The sequence below is a fragment of the Citrobacter sp. Marseille-Q6884 genome (assembly GCF_945906775.1).
Classification (GTDB): Bacteria; Pseudomonadota; Gammaproteobacteria; order Enterobacterales; family Enterobacteriaceae; genus Citrobacter.
The window spans coordinates 596,076-614,653 of the sequence record NZ_CAMDRE010000001.1; the positions used below are offsets into that span (position 1 = coordinate 596,076).

An 18,578-nucleotide genomic window follows, 5' to 3' on the forward strand; every position below is an offset into this window, starting at 1 on the left:
CTCACTTTGTTAACAACGTTAACTACTCTTTAATGCAGTATTAAAGATTAATCGGTAACAAAGTGAGCCGTTATGACTGATAAAACCATTCCGTTCTCGGTGCTGGATCTGGCACCGATCCCCGAAGGCTCCTCGGCGCGAGAAGCGTTCTCCCACTCTCTCGATCTCGCTCGCCTGGCTGAAAAGCAGGGCTATCATCGCTACTGGCTGGCGGAGCACCACAATATGACTGGCATTGCCAGTGCTGCGACGTCGGTGCTGATTGGCTATCTGGCGGCGAATACCACAACGCTGCATCTGGGCTCTGGCGGGGTCATGCTGCCTAACCATTCACCGTTGGTGATTGCCGAGCAGTTCGGGACATTGAATACGCTATACCCCGGTCGTATCGACCTGGGTCTTGGCCGCGCACCGGGTAGCGATCAGCCTACGATGCGCGCGTTACGCCGCCATATGAGCGGTGATGTCGATAACTTCCCACGTGATGTAAGCGAAATGGTGGACTGGTTTGACGCCCGCGATCCCAATCCACACGTGCGCCCGGTACCTGGCTACGGCGAGCAAATTCCCGTCTGGTTGCTGGGTTCCAGCCTGTATAGCGCACAGCTGGCGGCACAGCTCGGCCTGCCGTTTGCCTTCGCCTCGCATTTTGCGCCCGATATGCTGCATCAGGCGCTCCATTTGTATCGTACCCAGTTCAAACCCTCTGAGCGTCTGGCACAACCCTACGCAATGGTGTGTATCAATATCATTGCTGCTGATAGCAATCGCGACGCTGAGTTTCTCTTTACTTCCATGCAGCAGGCATTCATGAAGCTGCGCCGGGGTGAAACCGGGCAGTTACCGCCGCCGGTAGAGAATATGCATCAACTGTGGTCCGCTTCAGAGCAGTATGGCGTGCAACAGGCGTTAAGGATGTCGCTGGTCGGTGATAAAGCGAAAATCCGCCACGGTCTGGAATCCATTCTGCGTGAAACCCAAGCCGATGAGATTATGGTTAACGGACAGATTTTCGATCATCAGGCGCGCCTGCATTCGTTCGGATTAGCGATGGATGTGAAGGAAGCATTAGTAGGGTAGTGTTTTTTTGCCCGGTAGCGCTTCGCTTACCGGGCAGCACAACGACTTATTGGTATACCGGCAACAGATTAACGCTCGACAGGATATGTATCAGCGCGTTGCCCACACCAAAGACCAGGATCAGCGCAATCATCGGCTTACCTCCCCAGACGCGGAATTTCGGGCTGCCGAAACGCTCGCGGGATTTACGCGCCAGCAACGCCGGAACAATCGCCGCCCAGATGGTTGCCGCAAGTCCTGCATAACCAATGGCATACAGGAAACCGTTCGGCCACAACAGGCCACCGACAATCGGCGGAACGAAAGTCAGTAATGCTGTTTTAAAACGTCCCATCGCCGAGTCATCAAAACCAAACAGATCCGCCAGATAGTCAAACAAGCCCAGCGTCACGCCGAGGAATGAACTCGCGACCGCAAAGTTAGAAAACACCACCAGCAGTAAATCCAAGCTACGGCTGTTCAGCACACCACTCAGCGCCTGTACCAGCACATCAATGTTGCCGCCCTGCTGTGCAATACCAATAAATTCTGGACGCGGGATATTCCCCATCGTGCCCAGCAACCATACGGTATACAACACCAATGCCAGCAGCGTACCGTACACCAGACACTTAACGATAGTCTTCGGATCCTTACCGTAGTACTTCATCAGGCTCGGCACGTTGCCATGGTAGCCAAATGACGCGAGACAGAACGGCAGGGTCATTAACAGATACGGTGTATAAGACGCGTTGCTTTCCGCCACATTAAACAATGTCGTCGGCGTAACGTGCCCCAACAGGCTGCCGAATGTCAGGAAAAAGGTTATCACTTTCGCACCCAGCACAATCGCCGTCATTCGGCTAACCGCTTTTGTGCTTAACCACACCACAAACGCCACCAGCAGGGCGAAGCCCAGACCTGCAGCACGCGCCGGAACATTCAGCGACATCTCAGAGAAGGTGTGATGCAGGATCGAACCACTCGCAGAAATATATGCATAAGTCAGAATATAGAGAACGAAAGCAATCGAAATGCCGTTCACCACGTTCCAGCCTTTACCCAGCAAATCTTTAGTGATGGTGTCGAAGCTGGAGCCAATCCGGTAGTTGAGGTTAGCTTCCAGGATCATCAGCCCGGAATGCAGCATGCAGAACCAGGTAAAGATCAGAGCGGCCATTGACCAGAAAAACCACGCACCGGACATGACTACAGGCAGGGAAAACATCCCCGCGCCAATAATTGTGCCGCCGATGATCACTACGCCGCCGAGCAGCGAAGGTGATGTTTGGGTGGTGGTTAGTGTTGCCATTCAGCCATCTCTCCAGTCATTTATATTGTGACTACATATCAATGTGCTGCACTGTACCAGTACACGAGTACAATTAAAATAAAAAAAGCCCCGATTGTTGAGATCGGGGCTGTATAGTTTACTTTACGCTTTTATACTCGTCATACTTCAAATTGCATGTGCGTTGGCTACGCTCGTTCACCCCAGTCACATAGTTATCTATGCTCCTGGGAACTCACTCCCTTGCCGCCTTCCTGCAACTCGAATTATTTAGAGTACAAGCTAAGAAGCTTATGCGTCACCGCCGAAACGACGACGGCCAGCAGAATCATCACGACGCGGAGCAGAAGAGTCGTCACGACGTGGACCACGGCTACCTTCACGACGTTCGCCGCTGAAACGACGACCATCACCACGACCGCCTTCACGACGCTCGCCGCCAAAGCCACGACCTTCTCCACGACCGCCTTCACGACGCTCGCCGCCAAAGCCACGACCTTCACCACGACCGCCTTCACGACGCTCACCGCTGAAACGGCCACCGCCACGACGCTCACCACCCGTGTGCGGTACTGCATCGCCAACCAGCTGCATGTTCATCGGCTTGTTCAGGATGCGGGTACGGGTAAAGTGCTGCAGCACGTCGCCCGGCATACCTTTCGGCAGTTCGATGGTGGAGTGGGAAGCAAACAGCTTGATGTTACCGATGTAACGGCTGCTGATATCACCTTCGTTAGCAATCGCACCAACGATGTGACGGACTTCAACACCGTCATCGCGACCCACTTCAATGCGGTACAGCTGCATATCGCCAACGTCACGACGTTCACGACGCGGACGATCTTCACCACCACGGTCATTGCGGTCACGCGGGCCACGATCGTTGCGATCACGCGGACCACGATCGTCACGGTCACGGAATTCACGTTTCGGACGCATCGGCGCATCTGGCGGCAGGATCAGAGGGCGCTCGCCTTGAGCCATTTTCAGCAGTGCTGCAGCCAGCGTTTCGATATCCAGCTCTTCTTCCGGCTGCATTTTTGCCAGCAGAGCACGGTACTGATCCAGATCGCTGCTTTCCAGCTGCTGCTGTACTTTCGCGGCGAATTTTTCCAGACGGCGTTTGCCCAGCAGTTCTGCGTTCGGCAGTTCAACTTCCGGAATGGTCAGCTTCATGGTGCGTTCGATGTTGCGCAGCAGACGACGCTCGCGGTTCTCAACGAACAGCAGCGCACGACCCGCACGACCCGCACGACCCGTACGACCGATACGGTGAACGTAAGACTCGGAGTCCATCGGGATATCGTAGTTAACAACCAGGCTGATACGTTCAACGTCGAGGCCACGGGCCGCAACGTCAGTCGCAATCAGAATATCCAGGCGGCCGTCTTTCAGACGTTCCAGAGTCTGCTCACGCAGGGACTGGTTCATGTCACCGTTCAGTGCAGCACTGCTATAACCGCTACGCTCCAGCGCTTCTGCCACTTCCAGAGTTGCATTTTTGGTACGAACGAAAATGATCGCCGCATCAAAATCTTCAGCTTCCAGGAAACGCACCAGCGCTTCATTTTTACGCATACCCCAGACAGTCCAGTAGCTCTGGCTGATGTCAGGACGCGTCGTTACGCTGGACTGAATGCGCACTTCCTGCGGCTCTTTCATAAAGCGGCGGGTAATACGACGAATCGCTTCCGGCATAGTCGCGGAGAACAGCGCGGTCTGATGACCATCCGGGATCTGCGCCATAATGGTTTCAACGTCTTCGATGAAGCCCATACGCAGCATTTCATCGGCTTCGTCCAGTACCAGACCACTCAGTTTAGAGAGATCCAGCGTACCACGCTTCAGGTGATCCAGCAGACGACCTGGCGTACCGACAACGATCTGCGGCCCCTGACGCAGGGCACGTAATTGCACGTCATAACGCTGGCCGCCGTACAGGGCAACCACGTTCACGCCGCGCATGTGTTTAGAGAAATCCGTCATGGCTTCTGCAACCTGAACCGCCAGTTCGCGGGTCGGTGCCAGCACCAGAATCTGAGGTGCCTTCAGCTCAGGATCAAGATTGTTGAGCAGCGGTAAAGAGAACGCTGCAGTTTTGCCGCTACCTGTCTGGGCCATACCCAGAACATCGCGACCGCCCAGCAGATGCGGAATGCACTCTGCCTGGATTGGAGATGGTTTTTCGTAACCCAGATCGTTAAGGGCTTCAAGGATAGGAGCCTTCAGGCCCAGATCTGCAAAAGTGGTTTCGAATTCAGCCATGTAGTACGTGTGCCTCAAAATTAATGGCGGCCAGTCTACATAACTCATCATGAAATTGATCTGCAATTTTCATTGAAAAGTGTGAACCGGCTCAAAGTAGGTGTATTAACGAACAACAACGCCCTCACCCGTGAAGGTGATGGCAATCAAAAAGATTACGGGCTGATGTGTACGTCAGCTATTGCTGGTCCGATTCTGCCAGGTCATCTTGGTCCTGGCCCAGGAGCGATAATTCCAACAATGCGTATCGGTGCTCAACAAAGTTATGAACGTTGTTAGCCACCGCCAGTTTGAACAATGCCGTAGCGTTGTCCAAATCCCCCAGACTTAGGTAGTACTTACCTAAATAGAAGTTGGTTTCACTGAGATGCTCAGCGAGCGAGGTGTTATCCGTTGCGTCCGCCTTCAGGCGTTCCATCAGCGTTGCTTCGCTAATGTTGCCCAGGTAGAACTCGACAATGTTCCATCCCCATTGCTCTTTATCCGATTTCTCGAAGCGCTGTTTTAACGCTTCTTTAGCCTGCTTCTCATCGAGCTTCTGCTCAGCGAGATAAAGCCACAGACTGCGGAAAGGATCATTGGGATCGTCTTGATAAAACGCCAGCAGATCATCTTGCGCTAACTTGTCGCGACCGCCGTAATACAATGCGATACCGCGATTTAAGTGCGCGTAGTTGTAAGTTGGATCAAGCTCAAGTACAGAATCAAACGCTTCATAGGCAGCATCAAAATTGCCTGCCTGCGTTAAATATATACCTAAGTAATTGAATACTTCAGGCATATCTGGTCGGATTGCCAGCGCTTGTGAAAAATCATTCCGCGCTAGTGCCCTCAGACCGAGACTATCATACAACACTCCGCGCTCATATAAAAGCTGTGCGCGTTCGTCATCGGTTAAAGCCCGACTGGCAAGAATTTGTTCCATACGTGCCAGAATCACTTCCTGCTGTAAAGTCGGTTGCAGTGGTACTGCGAGGACTTCACTCTTACGCCAGGTGGAATTACTGCATCCAGCCAGCGTGAGTGCTGTCGCAACGAAACACCAGCGCAAAAAAGGCTTCATTTCCCACTCCCGAAGACAACGATTGAATGAACGTCCTGTTCCCCGGTTGCTAACAAGGCATCCTGCCGGGTTAAAGGCCCTCCGCTTTCACGGAGGGCAATGGCAACCTTACTCGCCCTGTTGGCTCACCGGAGCTTCCGGTGCAGCGGCAGGCTGAGACTGCTCAGTTGCTTCTTTAATGCTTAAACGTACGCGGCCCTGACGATCAACTTCCAGAACCTTAACCGGTACTTCCTGACCCATCTGCAGGTAATCGGTCACTTTCTCTACGCGCTTGTCGGCGATCTGAGAGATGTGAACCAGACCTTCTTTACCGCCACCAATGGCAACGAATGCGCCAAAGTCAACGATACGGGTCACTTTACCGTTGTAGATACGGCCCACTTCGATTTCTGCGGTGATCTCTTCGATACGACGGATTGCATATTTTGCTTTCTCGCCATCGGTCGCAGCAATCTTCACAGTACCATCATCTTCGATTTCGATGGTGGTGCCGGTTTCTTCGGTCAGGGCACGGATAACAGAACCGCCTTTACCGATAACGTCTTTGATCTTGTCCGGGCTGATCTTGATCGTATGGATACGCGGAGCGAACTGAGAAATGTCACCGCGTGGCGCGTTGATCGCCTGTTCCATCACACCCAGGATGTGCAGACGCGCACCTTTAGCCTGGTTCAGAGCAACCTGCATGATTTCCTTGGTGATACCTTCAATTTTGATATCCATCTGCAGTGCAGAGATACCGTCGCGGGAACCCGCCACTTTGAAGTCCATATCGCCCAAGTGGTCTTCGTCGCCCAGGATGTCAGACAGAACAACGTAGTTGTCGCCTTCTTTCACCAGACCCATCGCGATACCCGCAACAGCCGCTTTAATCGGCACGCCTGCGTCCATCAGCGCCAGAGAAGCACCACATACGGAAGCCATAGAAGAGGAACCGTTAGATTCGGTGATTTCAGAAACCACACGCACGGTGTACGGGAATTTATCCAGTTCCGGCATAACAGCCAGCACGCCACGCTTCGCCAGACGACCGTGACCAATTTCACGACGCTTCGGAGAACCGACCATGCCCGTTTCGCCTACGCAGTACGGAGGGAAGTTGTAATGGAACAGGAAGTTGTCAGTACGCTCGCCCATCAGTTCGTCAAGGCTCTGCGCGTCACGCGTGGTGCCCAGGGTCGCAGTAACCAGCGCCTGAGTTTCGCCACGGGTGAACAGTGCTGAACCGTGAGTACGCGGCAGAACGCCAGTACGCACGTCCAGACCACGAATCATGTCTTTTTCACGACCATCGATGCGCGGCTCGCCTGCCAGTACGCGGCTACGAACAACGTTTTTCTCGATAGCGTGCAGGATTTCACCCAGCTCGTTAGCGTCCAGGGTTTCGTCTTCAGCCACCAGCGTCGCGATGGTTTCAGATTTGATCACGTCAACCTGAGCATAACGCTCTTGTTTGTCGGTGATACGGTAAGCGTCGCTCAGGCGCGCTTCTGCCAGGGCGGCAACGCGTGCATTCAGCGCTTCGTTGACGGCTTCTGGCTGCCAGTCCCAACGCGGTTTGCCAGCTTCTTTCGCCAGCTCGTTGATAGCCTGAATAACAACCTGCTGCTGTTCGTGACCGAATACGACTGCGCCCAGCATCTGGTCTTCGCTCAGCAATTCTGCTTCGGATTCAACCATCAGTACGGCAGCTTCAGTACCCGCTACAACCAGATCCAGTTTGCTTTCTTTCAGTTCGTCCTGAGTCGGGTTCAGTACGTACTGGTCATTGATGTAACCAACACGTGCAGCACCGATCGGGCCGTTGAATGGGATGCCAGACAGAGTCAGCGCAGCAGATGCACCGATCATTGCCACGATATCCGGGTTAACCTGTGGGTTAACGGAAACAACGGTCGCGATAACCTGAACTTCGTTAACGAAACCTTCCGGGAACAGCGGACGAACCGGGCGGTCAATCAGACGCGCAATCAGGGTTTCGCCTTCGCTTGGGCGGCCTTCACGACGGAAGAAGCTACCCGGGATACGGCCAGCAGCGTAGGTACGCTCCTGATAGTTAACGGTCAACGGGAAGAAATCCTGGCCCGGCTTCGCTTTTTTCTGACCTACAACGGTAACGAATACCGCAGTGTCATCCATGCTAACCATAACGGCTGCTGTCGCCTGACGCGCCATCATGCCGGTTTCCAGAGTGACGGTGTGTTGGCCGTACTGGAATTTACGAACGATCGGATTAAGCAAAATAATATCCTTTCTCTATTTTTGGACGGCACATTGATCTATGCGCCATCGTTAATACCCGATCTTCTGCGCATCCTCGCGACTAATGACAACCCTAACCCACATTCATTGGGTAAAGCCTCTCATTAGCCGCGCGAACCTCTGCAACGGAAGATCATTTATAGCAACAATACATTAGTTTCCAGCGAATTGCTGCCATCTGCTGGAAAAAAGGGGCCATGAAGGCCCCCTCTTTCTGAAACTCGAAAGAATTAGCGACGCAGACCCAGACGCTCGATCAGCGCGGTGTAGCGTGCAACATCTTTACGTTTCAGGTAGTCGAGCAGTTTACGACGCTGAGAAACCATGCGCAGCAGACCACGACGGCTGTGGTGATCTTTTTTGTGCTCTGCAAAGTGGCCCTGCAGGTGGTTAATCTGTGCAGTCAACAGAGCAACCTGAACATCGGTAGAACCGGTGTCGTTTGCATCACGACCGAACTCAGAAACGATTTTAGCTGTAGTTTCAGTACTTAGAGACATTTTAAAACTCCAAAGTATTAAGAATGAAAGGACGCCGATCTCTAATTCAGCGATCCCAGTGTACGCCGCGCGAACTGTTAAAAAATTTACGCAACGTTAAGCGGCAGTATTCTACTCGCAGCGCCCTTTTATCGCAAGACAGAGAGCGCTATGCAGGATACTCAACCACCAGGCGACGGGGAGCGACACGACCTTCATCGTCTATCTCACCCATGCCGATAAACTTGCCTTCGTCACCTTCCGTCACGCGAACCAGGCCTTCCAACGGTACGCCCGTCGTACGCACCGGATTACCATTTTTAAAGTAAACCGACGACGTTAAAGGGAGATTAACCACCGGATAGTCCGATGCCGGACTGTCCATTGGCATCAACAGCGGATCAAGCAACTGCGCTGCCGGAATATTTTGCTCTTCTGCCTGCTCAACCAGGCTGCGTAAATGCTCCAGTGTGACCATACGGTCTACCGGATATTTACTGACTGTCAGGCGACGCAGATATGTCACATGCGCACCGCATCCCAGCTTCTCGCCCAGATCGTCAATGATCGTACGAATATACGTCCCTTTGGAGCAATGCACTTCCAGCTCCAGTTCGTGACCTTCGTGGCGAATAAACAGCAGTTCATAGACGGTAATCGGACGCGCTTCACGCGGCACTTCGATGCCCTGACGCGCATACTCGTACAGTTTTTTACCCTGATACTTTAACGCTGAGTACATTGAAGGGACTTGTTCGATATCGCCGCGAAAGGTTTCCAGCGCGCTAGCCAGCTGTTCCGGGGTAAACGTCACCGGACGCTCCTGCACGATTTGCCCATCCGCATCGGAGGTATCAGTACGCTGTCCCAAACGGGCAACTACGCGGTAGCGTTTGTCAGAATCCAGCAGATACTGCGAAAACTTTGTCGCTTCCCCGAGGCAGATTGGCAGCATGCCGGTCGCCAACGGATCCAACGCGCCGGTATGGCCGGCACGATTGGCATTGTAGATACGTTTGACTTTCTGCAGCACGTCATTACTGGACATGCCCTGCGGCTTATCCAACAGCAGGACACCATGAATGTCGCGACCACGACGACGAGGACGACTCATCAGTCCTCCTTGCTGTCGTCCGCAGGGTTCACACGACGTTCATCGTCATGTTTCACCACGCTGGTCACCAGGTTAGACATGCGCATCCCTTCGACCAGCGAGTTGTCGTAGAAGAAGGTCAGCTCAGGCACGATACGCAGACGCATCGCTTTACCCAGCAGAGAGCGGATAAAACCAGAGGCTTCCTGCAGTGCTTTAATCCCGTTTTTCACAGCAGCTTCGTCCTGGTCGTTCAGGAACGTCACGAACACTTTGGCATACGCCAGGTCACGGGACATCTCAACGCCAGAAACGGTCGTCATCATACCTACACGTGGATCTTTGATTTCGCGTTGCAGGATGAGTGCGATCTCTTTTTGCATCTCCTGGGCCACACGCTGCGGGCGACCAAATTCTTTCGCCATAATAAATTCTCCAGAATAAAGACAAAAAAGGGGCCATAAGCCCCTTTTTAAATTTCATTGCCGGGTGGCGCTTCGCTTACCCGGCTTACACCTAATCATCTTCTAAGGATTTTGGGTTGCACATAACAGTGGCCCAAAAGACGACGAAGATTATGCGATGGTACGTTTGATCTCGATAATCTCGAACACTTCGATCATATCGCCAACGCGAACGTCGTTGTAGTTCTTAACGCCGATACCACATTCCATGCCGTTACGAACTTCGTTAACGTCATCTTTGAAGCGGCGCAGGGATTCCAGCTCGCCTTCATAGATAACCACGTTGTCGCGCAGTACGCGGATCGGGTTATGACGTTTAATCGTACCTTCGGTAACCATACAGCCCGCGATCGCACCAAATTTCGGTGATTTGAACACATCACGAACTTCAGCCAGACCGATGATCTGCTGTTTCAGTTCCGGAGACAGCATGCCGCTCATCGCTGCTTTCACTTCGTCGATCAGATGATAGATGACGGAGTAGTAACGCAGATCCAGGCTTTCAGCTTCAATCACTTTACGTGCAGAGGCATCAGCACGTACGTTGAAGCCAACCAGAATCGCGTTGGATGCCGCAGCCAGCGTTGCGTCGGTTTCGGTGATACCACCCACGCCAGAACCGATGATCTTCACTTTTACTTCGTCGGTAGACAGTTTCAGTAAAGAATCGGAGATCGCTTCCACAGAACCCTGAACGTCGGCTTTGAGGACAATATTCACTTCGTGAACTTCGCCTTCAGTCATGTTCGCAAACATGTTCTCGAGTTTAGATTTCTGCTGACGAGCCAGTTTAACTTCACGGAATTTGCCCTGACGGTACAGTGCAACTTCACGCGCTTTCTTCTCGTCACGAACGACGGTCACTTCGTCACCGGCAGCCGGAACACCGGACAGACCCAGGATTTCCACCGGAATGGACGGACCTGCTTCCAGTACTTCCTGACCCAGTTCGTTACGCATTGCACGAACGCGGCCATATTCAAAGCCACACAGAACGATATCGCCTTTGTTCAGCGTACCTTCACGAACCAGAACGGTAGCAACCGGACCACGACCTTTATCCAGGAAGGATTCGATAACCGCGCCGCTCGCCATACCTTTGCGAACCGCTTTCAGTTCCAGAACTTCGGCCTGCAGCAGGATGGCATCCAGCAGTTCGTCGATACCGGTACCGGCTTTCGCTGATACGTGAACGAACTGGCTTTCGCCGCCCCACTCTTCCGGCATGATACCGTACTGGGACAGTTCATTTTTAACGCGATCAGGATCCGCTTCTGGCTTATCAATTTTGTTGACTGCAACTACCACCGGCACACCTGCCGCTTTCGCGTGCTGGATAGCTTCGATGGTCTGCGGCATCACGCCGTCGTCTGCTGCAACAACCAGAACAACGATATCCGTTGCCTGCGCACCACGAGCACGCATAGAGGTAAACGCGGCGTGACCCGGGGTATCCAGGAAGGTGATCATACCGTTGTCAGTTTCAACGTGGTACGCACCGATGTGCTGAGTAATGCCGCCCGCTTCGCCAGAGGCCACTTTCGTTGAACGAATGTAGTCCAGCAGAGAGGTTTTACCGTGGTCAACGTGACCCATGATGGTCACAACCGGCGCACGAGGTTCAGCAGCAGCGCCCATATCACGGTCGCTCATTAACGCTTCTTCCAGCTCGTTTTCACGACGCAGGATAACTTTGTGACCCATCTCTTCGGCAACCAGCTGTGCGGTTTCCTGGTCAATGACCTGGTTGATAGTGGCCATTGCACCCAGTTTCATCATCGCTTTGATGACCTGAGAGCCTTTAACCGCCATCTTGTTCGCCAGATCGCCAACGGTGATGGTTTCGCCGATCACAACGTCACGGTTAACAGCCTGAGCTGGCTTCTGGAAGCCCTGCTGCAGAGAAGAACCTTTACGCTGCTTGCCGCCTTTACCGCCGCGAACCGCTGCACGCGCTTCTTCACGGTCAGCTTTAGATTCAGCGTGTTTGTTGCCTTTTTTCGCTGGACGCGCTGCTTTCGCGCTGCGAGTACGGCCACGACCGCCTTCTACTTCACGATCGTTCTCGTCTTCAGCCTGGCGAGCGTGCTGAGAAGTGGTGACGTGATAATCGCTCTTATCATCTTCCACTTTCTCTTTCTCTTGCTCTGCCCAAACACCGGCATTTTCTTCCGCCATACGACGGGCTTCTTCAGCCACACGGCGCGCTTCTTCTTCAAGCTTACGACGCGCTTCTTCTTCCGCTTTACGCTTCAGTTCTGCGGCTTCATTTTCACGGCGGGCTTTTTCGGCCTGGGCGGTTTTAGTCATATCGTCGGTCTGTTGATTGCTCACTTTGTCTTTTTCCGCAGCTTCACGTTTCGCTTTATCAGCGGCTTCACGTTTAGCTTGTTCTGCGGCCTCACGTTCAGCTTTTTGTTGCGCCTCGCGTTTAGCAGCTTCTTCTGCTTCACGACGGGCTTGCTCTTCCGCTTCACGCTGCGCCTGCTCTTCCGCGGCCAGGCGTTCAGCCTCTTGCGGATCGCGTTTTACAAAGGTGCGTGTCTTGCGGACTTCGATTTGTACCGATTTGCTTTTTCCACCGGTACCTGGAATATTGAGAGTACTGCGCGTTTTACGCTGCAATGTCAACTTATCCGGCGCAGATCCGTTTTCACGGTTCAGGTGCGCCAGTAAGGTCTGTTTCTCTTGTGCGGACACAGAATCATCAGCAGACTTCGGGATACCAGCATCAGCAAATTGCTGAACCAGGCGATCCACGGAGGTCTGAATCTCTGCAGCCAGCGTTTTTACGGTTACATCTGTCATACTGTTCCTTCCTGCTACAGTTTATTACGCTTCGTCGCCGAACCAGCAAATATTACGGGCAGCCATAATCAGCTCACCGGCTTTTTCGTCGGTCAACCCTTCGATATCAGCCAGATCATCAATGCCCTGTTCAGCGAGATCTTCCAGCGTACAAACACCACGGGCAGCCAGTTTGAAGGCCATATCGCGATCTAATCCTTCCAGATTCAGCAGATCGTCAGCCGGCTTGTTATCACCGAGGCTTTCTTCCTGGGCCAGTGCCAGAGTGGTCAGTGCGTTTTTAGCACGCTCGCGCAGCGCTTCAACGGTCTGTTCATCAAGGCCGTCGATTTCCAGCAGTTCTTTCATTGGCACGTAGGCCAGTTCTTCCAGCGTCGCAAAACCTTCTTCCACCAGAACAGTCGCGAAATCTTCATCGATATCGAGATATTTGGTGAAGGTATCAATGGCTGCATGCGCTTCAGCCTGATGCTTAGCCTGCAGGTCATCAACGGTCATTACGTTGAGTTCCCAACCGCTCAGTTGTGAAGCCAGGCGGACGTTCTGACCGTTACGTCCAATCGCCTGAGCCAGGTTACCGGCTTCAACCGCGATATCCATGGTGTGTTTATCTTCATCCACCACGATAGAAGCGACGTCTGCTGGCGCCATTGCATTGATCACGAATTGTGCGGGGTTATCATCCCACAGGACGATATCGATACGCTCGCCGCCCAGCTCGGTAGAAACCGCCTGAACACGCGCACCGCGCATACCCACACACGCACCGACGGGATCAATACGCTTATCGTTGGTTTTCACTGCGATTTTCGCACGAGAACCCGGATCGCGAGCCGCCGCTTTAATTTCGATCACTTCTTCGCCAATTTCTGGCACTTCAATGCGGAACAGTTCAATCAGCATTTCTGGTTTGGAACGCGTAACGAACAGCTGCGCACCACGCGCTTCCGGGCGAACGGAGTACAGTACGCCACGAATGCGGTCACCCGGACGGAAGTTTTCACGCGGCAGCATGTCTTCACGCAGAATGACGGCTTCAGCATTGCTGCCAAGATCCAGAGAAATGTTGTCGCGGTTTACTTTCTTCACCACACCGGTGACGATTTCGCCTTCGTGTTCGCGGAATTGATCAACAACCATCGCACGTTCAGCTTCACGTACTTTCTGTACGATAACCTGTTTTGCGGTCTGGGTAGTGATACGGTCAAAGGTCACAGATTCAATCTGATCTTCAACATATTCGCCCACGTTCAGACTTTCGTCTTCGAAACGTGCCGCTTCCAGCGTAATTTCTTTCGTTGGCTGGGTGACTTCTTCCACAATCACCCAACGGCGGAAGGTATCGAAATCACCGCTTTTACGATCGATTTCTACACGAACGTCGATCTCTTGCTCATATTTTTTCTTTGTTGCTGTAGCCAGCGCACTTTCCAGCGCTTCAAAAATTTTCTCGCGTGGCAGCGCTTTTTCGTTGGATACGGCTTCAACAACAGCCAAAATTTCTTTGTTCATCGCGGGCTTTTCACCTCAATCCAGACTGTTAAAAGTGGGGAACCAGGTTCGCCTTCTGGATATTACTCAGCGCGAACACTTCATCTTTACCTTCGACTGTGACAGTGATCATCTCACCATCCACCGCTTTGATAACGCCCTGCCATTTACGACGGTTTTGTACCGCCATACGAAGAACCAGCGTAACTTCTTCACCCAGGAAACGCACATAGTGTTCAGCCGTGAACAGAGGACGGTCGAGACCCGGTGAGGAGACTTCCAGGTTATAAGCAACGGTAATGGGGTCTTCGACATCCATCACGGCGCTGACCTGGTGGCTCACATCAGCACAATCATCAACATTGATGCCATCTTCACTATCAATATAGATGCGCAGTGTGGATGTGCGACCGCGAATAAATTCGATGCCGACCAGCTCGTACCCCAAGGCTTCAACTGGCGCTGTAATCATCTCTGTTAATTTTTGCTCTAATGTGGACAAGCCCACCCCCAAGACATAAAAAAAGGGCCTAAAGCCCAGTTATTCTGTAGTCAGATAACAAAAAACCCCGATAAATCGGGGCTTTAGATAACTGAACCCTATAACCGCACCTGCGGTTCGGAGAACCTTCCGAAAGAATTTTTTTCAAATCCAGCTACGAAGGCCTAAGTCTTCACAGTATATTTGAAAAAGAACTCTAAGGGAAAGTGGTTGCGGGGGCCGGATTTGAACCGACGACCTTCGGGTTATGAGCCCGACGAGCTACCAGGCTGCTCCACCCCGCGCCTGAAACGTGGCAAATTTTACTCGCTTTGGGTAAAAGATGCAAATACTGCTGGGATTTGGTACCGAGGACGGGACGTAAAATCTGCGCACAGTATATTGATTACGTATGCCTTATGTCAACCTTGTTACTGCTATGCAAATGAATGAATGCCACTCAGCGCAAAACAAGTGGGAACCATCACAGATAAATCGACCCTCCACGCCGTTATTTAACGAAATTGCCACTAAACTCTTCCTGTCATCCTGAAAAGATGATTAAATGAAAACTCATTTATTTTGCATAAAAATGCACTCAATATAAAAACCGACCTCTTCACCAGTCTATCAAGCAGGGTTTTATTTTATGACGACGATTCTCAAGCATCTCCCGGTAGGTCAACGTATTGGTATCGCTTTTTCCGGCGGCCTGGACACCAGTGCTGCACTGCTGTGGATGCGACAAAAAGGGGCTGTCCCATATGCATATACTGCGAATCTGGGCCAGCCGGATGAGGATGACTATGACGCCATTCCTCGCCGCGCAATGGAATATGGTGCTGAGAACGCTCGCCTGGTTGATTGCCGGAAGCAGCTGGTTGCCGAAGGGATCGCAGCGATTCAATGTGGCGCATTCCATAACACCACCGGTGGCCTGACTTATTTCAACACCACTCCGCTGGGCCGTGCGGTTACCGGCACCATGCTGGTTGCTGCAATGAAAGAAGATGGCGTGAATATCTGGGGTGACGGCAGCACCTATAAAGGAAACGATATTGAGCGTTTCTACCGCTATGGTCTGTTGACCAATGCGGAACTGCAGATTTACAAACCGTGGCTGGATACCGATTTTATCGATGAGCTCGGCGGCCGCCATGAGATGTCTGAATTTATGATCGCCTGCGGGTTCGACTACAAAATGTCTGTCGAAAAAGCCTATTCCACCGACTCCAATATGCTCGGTGCCACGCACGAAGCGAAAGATCTCGAGTTCCTCAACTCCAGCGTCAAAATCGTTAACCCGATTATGGGCGTGAAGTTCTGGGATGAAAGCGTGAAGATCCCGGCAGAGGAAGTCACTGTGCGTTTTGAACAGGGTCATCCCGTTGCACTGAACGGTAAGACCTTCAGCGACGATGTTGAGATGATGCTCGAAGCCAACCGCATCGGTGGCCGTCACGGTTTGGGCATGAGCGATCAGATTGAAAACCGTATCATTGAAGCGAAGAGCCGTGGGATCTATGAAGCCCCGGGGATGGCATTGCTGCACATCGCTTACGAGCGTCTGCTGACCGGCATTCATAACGAAGACACCATTGAGCAATATCACGCTCACGGTCGCCAGCTTGGTCGTCTGCTGTATCAGGGTCGTTGGTTCGACTCTCAGGCATTGATGCTGCGTGATGGCCTGCAACGTTGGGTGGCCAGCCAGATCACCGGCGAAGTGACGCTGGAACTGCGTCGCGGTAATGACTACTCGATCCTCAACACCGTGTCTGACAATCTGACTTATAAACCAGAACGTCTGACAATGGAAAAAGGCGACTCCGTATTCTCACCGGACGATCGTATCGGTCAGCTGACCATGCGCAATCTGGATATCACCGATACCCGCGAGAAGCTGTTCGGTTATGCGCAGTCTGGTCTGCTGAGCGCATCTTCCACGACGGGCCTGCCACAGGTTGAGAATCTGGAAAACAAAGCGAAGTAAACATCATCATCTTAAGGCCGCGAAAGCGGCCTTTTTTATGCGCGGAATATGAGGGATGTAGGACTGATAAGCGTAGCGCCATCAGGCGTTGTAATAATGTCGGATGGCGGCATAAACGCCTTATCCGACCAACCCCCACAAATGACAGACGAAAAAAAAGACGCTTTGCAGCGTCTCTTTTTTGGAATTTGGTACCGAGGATGGGACTCGAACCCACAAGCCCGTTAGGGCACTACCACCTCAAGGTAGCGTGTCTACCAATTCCACCACCTCGGTACAGAATACTTAGCGTGGGATATCGCTGGTCGGCTGAGCCGGAGCAGCTGGCTGAGTCTGCTCGGTTTTCGCCGGTGCACTCAGATTTTCCCACTCACTTCCTTTATTGGTCTTATTGCTGTTCATGTTACCCAGCACCAGACTGATAATGAAGAACAGGGTTCCCAATACAGCTGTCATTCGGGTCATGAAGTTACCAGAACCACTTGAACCAAACAGCGTACCAGATGCGCCTGCGCCAAAAGAGGCTCCCATATCAGCGCCTTTACCTTGCTGCAGCATAATCAAGCCAACCAGGCCAATTGCCACAATAAGGAAAACTACCAAAAGAGCTTCGTGCATAATCAACCTGTTCCTTGCGGAGTTGCCGCGTACCAATGCTTCGACCAATAAAGCGGGACATACATACTGTTTCCCACTGAAGCGGGTGTGAATACTAACCAAAGCGAATAACCTTCGCAAGGGCAATTTGTTGGCATTGTATCAACTGCGGAAAAAATCGCCACATCAATCAAAAACGCAGCAATTTATCCCAGCACCTCTGCATGACAGGTCGTTGATCATCAACGTTCGCCCAAACAACAACGGGGATTTCACAAATCAGCGCGGTATTATCCGGCCAACAGTGGATAATCTCATGATTCACTAATTCTTCAGCGACCATTGATTCCGGCAACCACGCCATTCCCATATGCCGTAACACCATTTCCCGAATGGTCTCGCTTAAGCCACTCTCAAACACCTTTTTCAGACGCGGGCGCACACGTTGCTCTGCAGGGTCGATAATACGCCTGACAAAGGTGTAGTCGCTATAGCAAAGCCAGGGGATCTGCGCCTTAGTATCCTCAAGCTTCTCCGCCAATTGTGAAGAAATAACCGGAATAAAACGCTCGTATCGCCATAAGGAGCGCTTGAGCCTTCCCGCAATCTCCAATCCCGGCTGAGAGGAAGGCAAATCATACGTCACCAGCAAATCAATCTGCCGGTCAATCAAGGCGTTAAAGTGGTTATCAATCCCCTGAATGCTGGCGTTTACCGTAAAGCTAAGTTGCGGTTCACTTTGTCGCAGATAGTTGATCATGTCAGGCAGGATATTCACCGACAACGTATGTAGACTGACCATTACCAGCGTATTGTCTGTCGCGGGCATCATTGCAGATAGTTCATGATGCGCCTCCGTCAATGTACTGAGGACATGACGGGCATAGGGTTCAAAACGTTCGCCATAGGAAGTCAGTGAAACCGGCGTTGTGGTGCGATCGAACAGCGGGACGCCCAGTACCTCCTCCAGCGCTTTAATCCGCCGACTTAACGCGGGTTGCGTGATATGTCGCTGCGCCGCGGCCTGAGAGTAATTCCCATGCTGACTCAAAGCCAAAAAATCTTCTAACCACTTACAATCCATGTCGAACACTCCACCATACCATAACCGTATCCACCGATAACAAATTGGAAATAGTCACAGTTATAGTAATGACTTTAATGTGGACATCATAACAACAATATTCCGTTTCACCTGCCGACTCTTCTTTCCCTTGACGTTTGACAGG

The 18,578-nt window shown here is 52.2% G+C and carries 15 protein-coding genes and 2 tRNA genes; 2 read left to right on the forward strand and 15 right to left on the reverse strand.

From position 1 onward, the window contains the following. Positions 1-72 precede the first annotated feature (72 nt). Positions 73-1,080, forward strand: a complete 1,008-nt coding sequence (locus N7268_RS02765) for a luciferase-like monooxygenase (protein WP_260861729.1) — start codon at positions 73-75, stop codon at positions 1,078-1,080. Positions 1,081-1,126: 46 nt separating this feature from the next. Here N7268_RS02765 and mtr read toward each other — a convergent pair whose 3' ends face one another. The 12 genes from mtr to N7268_RS02825 all read right to left on the reverse strand — a co-directional run bounded on the left by mtr (position 1,127) and on the right by N7268_RS02825 (position 15,064). Further along, positions 1,127-2,371 carry a tryptophan permease gene (gene mtr / locus N7268_RS02770; protein ID WP_260861730.1) on the reverse strand — a complete coding sequence of 415 codons (1,245 nt, stop codon included), beginning with the start codon at positions 2,369-2,371 and terminating at the stop codon, positions 1,127-1,129. Positions 2,372-2,641: 270 nt separating this feature from the next. Then, positions 2,642-4,615, reverse strand: coding sequence for a DEAD/DEAH family ATP-dependent RNA helicase (locus N7268_RS02775; protein WP_260861731.1), 1,974 nt, complete (start codon positions 4,613-4,615; stop codon positions 2,642-2,644). Next, positions 4,608-4,688, reverse strand: coding sequence for a protein YrbN (gene yrbN, locus N7268_RS02780; protein ID WP_010723222.1), 81 nt, complete (start codon positions 4,686-4,688; stop codon positions 4,608-4,610). The genes N7268_RS02775 and yrbN overlap by 8 nt, the downstream gene beginning before the upstream one ends. A gap of 105 nt (positions 4,689-4,793) precedes the next feature. Beyond that, positions 4,794-5,678, reverse strand: a complete 885-nt coding sequence (gene nlpI / locus N7268_RS02785; protein WP_040234121.1) for a lipoprotein NlpI — start codon at positions 5,676-5,678, stop codon at positions 4,794-4,796. Positions 5,679-5,786: 108 nt separating this feature from the next. After that, positions 5,787-7,922, reverse strand: coding sequence for a polyribonucleotide nucleotidyltransferase (pnp, locus tag N7268_RS02790; protein WP_260861732.1), 2,136 nt, complete (start codon positions 7,920-7,922; stop codon positions 5,787-5,789). 251 nt (positions 7,923-8,173) lie between these two features. Next, positions 8,174-8,443 carry a 30S ribosomal protein S15 gene (rpsO, locus tag N7268_RS02795; protein ID WP_198905582.1) on the reverse strand — a complete coding sequence of 90 codons (270 nt, stop codon included), beginning with the start codon at positions 8,441-8,443 and terminating at the stop codon, positions 8,174-8,176. Positions 8,444-8,591: 148 nt separating this feature from the next. Continuing rightward, complete coding sequence (gene truB, locus N7268_RS02800) at positions 8,592-9,536, reverse strand: tRNA pseudouridine(55) synthase TruB (RefSeq protein ID WP_198905581.1); 945 nt, start codon at positions 9,534-9,536, stop codon at positions 8,592-8,594. Beyond that, the gene (gene rbfA / locus N7268_RS02805) at positions 9,536-9,940 is read right to left on the reverse strand and encodes a 30S ribosome-binding factor RbfA (RefSeq protein ID WP_003024988.1); all 405 of its coding nucleotides are present in this window, start codon (positions 9,938-9,940) and stop codon (positions 9,536-9,538) included. The genes truB and rbfA overlap by 1 nt, the downstream gene beginning before the upstream one ends. Positions 9,941-10,090: 150 nt before the next feature. Continuing rightward, entirely contained in the window at positions 10,091-12,787 is a 2,697-nt protein-coding gene (infB, locus tag N7268_RS02810; protein WP_260861733.1) for a translation initiation factor IF-2, read from the reverse strand. A gap of 24 nt (positions 12,788-12,811) precedes the next feature. Further along, complete coding sequence (gene nusA / locus N7268_RS02815; RefSeq protein ID WP_260861734.1) at positions 12,812-14,299, reverse strand: transcription termination factor NusA; 1,488 nt, start codon at positions 14,297-14,299, stop codon at positions 12,812-12,814. Between the two features lie 28 nt (positions 14,300-14,327). Continuing rightward, positions 14,328-14,780, reverse strand: coding sequence for a ribosome maturation factor RimP (gene rimP / locus N7268_RS02820; protein WP_003024996.1), 453 nt, complete (start codon positions 14,778-14,780; stop codon positions 14,328-14,330). 207 nt (positions 14,781-14,987) lie between these two features. Beyond that, positions 14,988-15,064 (reverse strand) — tRNA-Met (locus N7268_RS02825). Positions 15,065-15,408: 344 nt separating this feature from the next. Here N7268_RS02825 and argG point away from each other — a divergent pair. Next, positions 15,409-16,752, forward strand: coding sequence for an argininosuccinate synthase (argG, locus tag N7268_RS02830; protein ID WP_260861735.1), 1,344 nt, complete (start codon positions 15,409-15,411; stop codon positions 16,750-16,752). Between the two features lie 189 nt (positions 16,753-16,941). Here argG and N7268_RS02835 read toward each other — a convergent pair. From N7268_RS02835 to N7268_RS02845, 3 genes are all read right to left on the reverse strand, one after another. Continuing rightward, positions 16,942-17,028 (reverse strand) — tRNA-Leu (locus N7268_RS02835). Positions 17,029-17,037: 9 nt separating this feature from the next. Continuing rightward, positions 17,038-17,370 carry a preprotein translocase subunit SecG gene (gene secG / locus N7268_RS02840; RefSeq protein WP_003025000.1) on the reverse strand — a complete coding sequence of 111 codons (333 nt, stop codon included), beginning with the start codon at positions 17,368-17,370 and terminating at the stop codon, positions 17,038-17,040. Between the two features lie 169 nt (positions 17,371-17,539). After that, on the reverse strand, positions 17,540-18,433 hold the full coding sequence (locus tag N7268_RS02845) for a LysR family transcriptional regulator (protein WP_198905578.1): 894 nt from the start codon (positions 18,431-18,433) through the stop codon (positions 17,540-17,542). Positions 18,434-18,578: the final 145 nt, after the last annotated feature.

Coding starts and splice junctions, on each gene's coding strand:
- N7268_RS02765 (WP_260861729.1), top strand. CDS start 73: ATGACTGATAAAACCATTCCGTTCTCGGTGCTGGATCTGGCACCGATC.
- mtr (WP_260861730.1), bottom strand. CDS start 2,371: ATGGCAACACTAACCACCACCCAAACATCACCTTCGCTGCTCGGCGGC.
- N7268_RS02775 (WP_260861731.1), bottom strand. CDS start 4,615: ATGGCTGAATTCGAAACCACTTTTGCAGATCTGGGCCTGAAGGCTCCT.
- yrbN (WP_010723222.1), bottom strand. CDS start 4,688: ATGAAAATTGCAGATCAATTTCATGATGAGTTATGTAGACTGGCCGCC.
- nlpI (WP_040234121.1), bottom strand. CDS start 5,678: ATGAAGCCTTTTTTGCGCTGGTGTTTCGTTGCGACAGCACTCACGCTG.
- rpsO (WP_198905582.1), bottom strand. CDS start 8,443: ATGTCTCTAAGTACTGAAACTACAGCTAAAATCGTTTCTGAGTTCGGT.
- truB (WP_198905581.1), bottom strand. CDS start 9,536: ATGAGTCGTCCTCGTCGTCGTGGTCGCGACATTCATGGTGTCCTGCTG.
- rbfA (WP_003024988.1), bottom strand. CDS start 9,940: ATGGCGAAAGAATTTGGTCGCCCGCAGCGTGTGGCCCAGGAGATGCAA.
- infB (WP_260861733.1), bottom strand. CDS start 12,787: ATGACAGATGTAACCGTAAAAACGCTGGCTGCAGAGATTCAGACCTCC.
- nusA (WP_260861734.1), bottom strand. CDS start 14,299: ATGAACAAAGAAATTTTGGCTGTTGTTGAAGCCGTATCCAACGAAAAA.
- argG (WP_260861735.1), top strand. CDS start 15,409: ATGACGACGATTCTCAAGCATCTCCCGGTAGGTCAACGTATTGGTATC.
- secG (WP_003025000.1), bottom strand. CDS start 17,370: ATGCACGAAGCTCTTTTGGTAGTTTTCCTTATTGTGGCAATTGGCCTG.
- N7268_RS02845 (WP_198905578.1), bottom strand. CDS start 18,433: ATGGATTGTAAGTGGTTAGAAGATTTTTTGGCTTTGAGTCAGCATGGG.